Annotated in this window: 2 protein-coding genes and 1 pseudogene; all 3 read right to left on the bottom strand. The window is 28.5% G+C overall.

Features of this window, described 5'->3' with window-relative positions; translation table 11 throughout:
* Window positions 1-148: 148 nt before the first annotated feature.
* Window positions 149-337, bottom strand: coding sequence for a hypothetical protein (locus tag BWGOE10_RS29100; protein ID WP_000432338.1), 189 nt, complete (start codon window positions 335-337; stop codon window positions 149-151).
* Window positions 338-845: 508 nt separating this feature from the next.
* Entirely contained in the window at window positions 846-1,559 is a 714-nt protein-coding gene (locus BWGOE10_RS29105; RefSeq protein ID WP_070144054.1) for an ABC transporter permease, read from the bottom strand.
* 15 nt (window positions 1,560-1,574) lie between these two features.
* A pseudogene (locus tag BWGOE10_RS29110) lies at window positions 1,575-1,854 on the bottom strand (ABC transporter permease); the annotation flags it as partial.

A 1,854-nucleotide genomic window follows, 5' to 3' on the forward strand; every position in this document is an offset into this window, starting at 1 on the left:
TTTACTATCTATGACAGCCAAACGGATCAACTTCAGCTTAATATCCTTACTAAGAGAAAGCCATTCAGATGTACCAATTTTCATATCCTTTTCCTCCCCATTCCCTTTTTATACTTCAAGAAAATTAGCCCCTTAAAACATTTGTATTTTACACTAATTTAACAACTAGAGAATCCTCATCATATTCATGAATGTGTAAATCATAGCGCATTTCTGTTGCATCCAGTACTTTACAAAACCTCTGATAGTAAGCCGGATTACTTACTTCCATGCCAATTTCTCCATTCCTGAACAGATACTCTAAATCATCAATGATTTCTTTCACTGTATTTTCCAATATTTTCACTCCTTATCTTTATAAAATAACCTTACAAGGTTATTATTGTTGTTTATCAGATATTTTATAAAAAATTCTTAATAACATCCTTAACTCACTTTAAACCGCTTATTTTCCGCTTACAACAGACCCTTTGTCATTTAGGTCTTATGTCATTTACTTTTAAATAAACATTGGTTATATCGAAATCTGAGAAGCCGTTTTTTGATGAGAGTATGATTTTTTGAACTACCCCCACTTCATTTAGAAGTGGGGGATTTGTAAGTAAAGAGTTCTATCGAACTCTAATTTATTAGGCTATCTCCGCATTCCTTGCGGTTAGAAGCCTTATTGCTCCATTCTCTAAAAACAAAAAAAGGAACCCTTTACGGACTCCTTTTTACCTTGCACTATTTTTAAAATAGTGCATTCTTACACCTACTTTTAGTATACATTATAACTCCTATAAAATAGATATGATTAAATAAAGCTGTTACTTTAATTTATAAAAAAGATGCGCGCCTAAAAATCACTTCCATCTCATTGATTTTTTATTATATAAACTTGACAACATAAATATACAAATTATTAACGATAATAAATATACAATTAGAATAATATACAATTGTTTTGTTTCGATGCTATCAAAATAAAGACTCATAATTGGATATGACCAAGGGAATAGTATCCAATAGTTTGTATGAGAGATAAAAAAACTACCTAGTCCACCTATAACCCCTACTAATAATGAAAGTAACGGGATTTTATAAAATATTATATTTATTAAAAAATGTAGATTCACAATAATTAAAGAGCTAATTACCAAAAAAAGTATAGAAAAACTTACTCTTTGATAAACAGTCCCGAGATTATCAACCGTTAATACTATAGGTATACTAGTTATGACTAAAGCACATATTAAATAACAAAAAGTAATTATTAAGCAAAACAAAAACTTATTACTTAATATAGTTTTTAAAGTGATCCCATGATAAATAGCAGACATATATCCTTTTCTTCTGAATTCGTTTACAAAAGAAAATGACACTAATAGACCTATCGCAATAGGTAAAAATAACCTACAAAAAAGGCTCAGAATCGCTATATGCATGAAAACGCCATCTTTTAATTGAGGCGATACAGTTAGAAAAACTTGAAAACTAATTGGTACCAACAGAAATACTAGTAACAGGATATACAATCCATTATGAAGACTTTTTTTATATTCACCTAAAATACCCACTTATTTCACCCTTTATTATTCATATGTATAATATTTAAAACTCACAGTCAATAACATAATTCCTAAAATATATATTGAAGAACTTGCAAGATATAATAAAATAGTTGTTTCTTTAAACATTACGTCACTTACTATATTCAATGCATAAAATATTGGAAATGTCTTTGTAAATATTAAAGGGAATAATCCATATGTTACGATAAAAAATATCCAAATAACTGACAAGGATGCCGCAAGAATTCCCTTTTTTATAATTAAGTGAAAAAGCAATTGAGAATATGGTATTGCTAAAGAT

Source organism: Bacillus mycoides (assembly GCF_001757995.1).
Lineage (GTDB): Bacteria > Bacillota > Bacilli > Bacillales > Bacillaceae_G > Bacillus_A > Bacillus_A mycoides_B.